This window comes from Dokdonella sp. (assembly GCF_049593775.1).
GTDB lineage: Bacteria > Pseudomonadota > Gammaproteobacteria > Xanthomonadales > Rhodanobacteraceae > Dokdonella.
The window spans coordinates 1-3,069 of the sequence record NZ_JBAWHJ010000034.1 but is presented as its reverse complement, the minus strand read 5'-3'; the positions used below and the strand labels follow the sequence as shown (position 1 = coordinate 3,069).

Below are 3,069 nucleotides of genomic sequence, written 5' to 3'. Positions count from 1 at the left end.
ACTTTGGAGCGATTTTCGGCGCCGCCGCCGGATGAGGACACCGATTCCGCTACAAACCGTGAACCAAGCATTTTCTCGTGCGCCTGGAACAGGACTTCAGACGCGCTCCCGTCAGCAAGAAGCGGAGCAGAGAACAAGCTGAAGCCAGCCAGCAACAAGGCGGTGAGCGGACCGGAAAGGCTAAGGCGCATGACATATTCCTGGAAGAGCAAACCCCAATCCTGCGGCACAACTTGGTTGACTCGCAAGCCCGGCGCAATTCCGGAGGCGAAATCTGCAGCCGCGAATTCAGCAACCGTCCGCGACGTCATCGCGGATCCGGAAGGCCCAGGCTACTGACGAAAGTCGTCCGCTGCGACGACCTGCTACGCACGGCATTTGTGGCCATGCTTGGGCGCGGATAGACTACGCGCCTGCTGAGCATCCCCGACGCGGGTCATCGCGCCAGAAATCCTTACACTTCAACTACCTGCCCATTTCTTTTGACGCCAGACATCAAGTTGACACTTGTCGCTGACCGGCGCCCGGGCATTCCTACTGATTGCGGAGCACGTCATGATCTTTGAAACCCTCGCCAAATCCGGCCATGAGGAAGTGGTGTTTTGCCACAACAAGGATGCCGGCCTCAAAGCCATCATCGCCATCCACAATACGGTTCTCGGGCCGTCGCTGGGCGGGCTGCGCATGTGGCCGTACAAGAGCGAGCAGGAAGCCATCAACGACGTGCTTCGGCTCTCTCGCGGCATGACTTACAAGAATGCGGTTGCGGGCCTCAACCTGGGCGGCGGCAAGGCAGTCATCATTGGTGACCCGGCAAAGGACAAGTCCGAAGCGCTGTTTCGTGCATTTGGTCGTTTCGTCAATTCGCTGAATGGACGCTACATCACTGCCGAAGACGTAGGCATTGATGTCAATGACATGGAATGGGTTTTCCGTGAAACCTCGTTCGTGACCGGCGTGCATCAGGTGCACGGTGGTTCCGGCGACCCCTCCCCGTTCACTGCCTTTGGAACCTTGCAAGGCTTGCTCGCCTCGCTCAATGCCTGCTACGGCAATGAGGATGTTGGCAAATACAGCTATGCGGTTCAGGGTGCCGGCCACGTGGGCATGGAATTCATCAAGTTGCTGCGCGAACACGATGCCAAGGTTTATGTGACCGACATCAACAAGGAACTGGTCGAGCGCGCCGTGGACGACCACGGCTGCATAGCAGTCGGCCTCGATGAAATTTACGACACCGATGCCGACGTCTACAGCCCTTGCGCTCTCGGCGGCACGATCAATGAGGACACGCTCAAAAGGCTCAAGTGCAAGGTCATCTGTGGTGCGGCCAACAATCAGCTGGCCAGCAACGAGATTGGCGATGAAGTCTCAAGGCTCGGACTTTTCTATGCACCCGACTACGCCGTCAACGCGGGTGGCGTAATGAATATTTCGCTGGAAATCGATGGCTACAATCGCGAACGTGCCATGCGCATGATGCGCACGATCTACCAGAACGTGAGCCGCATCTTCGAAATCGCCAAACGCGACAGCATCCCGACATATCTGGCTGCCGATCGCCTTGCCGAAGAACGCATTTCCACGATCGGAAAGCTGCGCCTGCCGCATCTCGGCGTCACTGCTCCGAGCTTCCACGGACGCCGCGGCAACTAGTCGCCGCACACGCGATCCAGCGGCAATCGTCCCAAACCTCCAATGACCGGACCCTGACCATGCAACCGTTCAAGCTCGATGAAGACCTCGAAGCCCTGCGCGAAGCCGTGCGGACGTTCGCCGACAAGGAGATTGCCCCGCGTGCGGACCTGATCGATCGCGAGAATGCATTCCCGAACGACCTCTGGAAGAAGTTCGGCGACATGGGCCTGCTCGGAATTACGGTTGCCGAGGAGTACGGCGGCTCCGCCCTGGGCTACCTTGCGCATGTCGTTGCCCTGGAAGAGATTTCGCGTGCCTCAGGATCGGTTGGCTTGTCCTATGGCGCGCATTCAAACTTGTGTGTCCAGAACCTCAACAACAATGCCAGCGACGAGCAGCGACGCAAGTATCTGCCGAAGCTTTGCAGCGGCGAGTGGATCGGCGCACTGGCGATGAGCGAGCCCGGAGCGGGCTCCGACGTCGTGGGCTCGATGACGTGCAAGGCGGAAAAGAAGGGCGACACTTGGATCGCCAACGGCTCCAAGATGTGGATCACGAATGGTCCGGATGCCGATGTGCTGCTGGTCTACATGCGCACTGCACCGAAGCCGGCCGGCTCGCGATGCATGACGGCCTTCATCATAGAAAAAGGCATGAAGGGATTCAGCACCGCGCAGAAGCTCGACAAGCTTGGAATGCGAGGCTCCAATACTTGTGAGCTGGTATTCGAAGACTGCGAGATCCCTGCCGAGAATGTTGTAGGCCAGGTCAATGAGGGCGTGCGCGTGCTCATGAGCGGCCTCGATACCGAACGTCTCGTATTGTCCGGAGGCCCGATCGGCCTGATGCAATCCGCAATGGATCTGGTCGTCCCCTATGTCAGGGAACGCAAGCAGTTCAACGCGCCGATCGGCACGTTCGGAATCATGCAGGCCAAGGTCGCCGACATGTACACCGATCTGCAGTCCGCTCGTGCCTATGCCTACATGGTTGCGCAGGATTTCGATCGAGGCGTGAAATCCCGCATTGATCCGGCATCGTGCCTGCTTCATGCATCACAGAACGCAGTCAAGGTCGCGCTCGAAGCGATACAGACACTCGGCGGCAATGGCTACATCAACGAGTATCCGGCAGGTCGACTTCTGCGCGACGCAAAGCTCTACGAGATAGGTGCCGGCACCAACGAAATTCGACGCATGTTGATCGGTCGCGAATTATTCCACGGCAAGAGCTGAGCTGCCGCACGACTGCAAGGCACCACGCAGCCGCTCTCCACCATCACTCCCGCGGTTCAGTTGCTGACAGGCGGATACGACACCAGCCTATCGCTGCCATCTGCCCTCAGACATCGAGACCTCAAGAGCACCACAGCACGTTGACTGGCTGAGGAATGTGCCATGACCGGCATTTTTCTGTTCAGCTAGGTTAGAC

3 protein-coding genes are annotated in these 3,069 nt (G+C 58.4%); 2 read left to right on the top strand and 1 reads right to left on the bottom strand.

The features are described 5' to 3' along the window. The coding region (locus WBP53_RS01220) for a hypothetical protein (protein WP_423925122.1) at window positions 1-191 on the bottom strand (191 nt) is incomplete at its 3' end. A 364-nt stretch (window positions 192-555) separates the two neighbouring features. On the opposite strand from WBP53_RS01220, the gene WBP53_RS01215 reads away from it, so the two are divergent. Further along, window positions 556-1,656 (top strand): Glu/Leu/Phe/Val dehydrogenase dimerization domain-containing protein, encoded by a 1,101-nt coding sequence (locus WBP53_RS01215; protein ID WP_423925120.1) that lies wholly within the window; start codon window positions 556-558, stop codon window positions 1,654-1,656. Window positions 1,657-1,715: 59 nt separating this feature from the next. Beyond that, entirely contained in the window at window positions 1,716-2,873 is a 1,158-nt protein-coding gene (locus WBP53_RS01210) for an isovaleryl-CoA dehydrogenase (protein ID WP_423925118.1), read from the top strand. Window positions 2,874-3,069 lie beyond the last annotated feature (196 nt).

Coding starts and splice junctions, on each gene's coding strand:
- WBP53_RS01210 (WP_423925118.1), top strand. CDS start 1,716: ATGCAACCGTTCAAGCTCGATGAAGACCTCGAAGCCCTGCGCGAAGCC.
- WBP53_RS01215 (WP_423925120.1), top strand. CDS start 556: ATGATCTTTGAAACCCTCGCCAAATCCGGCCATGAGGAAGTGGTGTTT.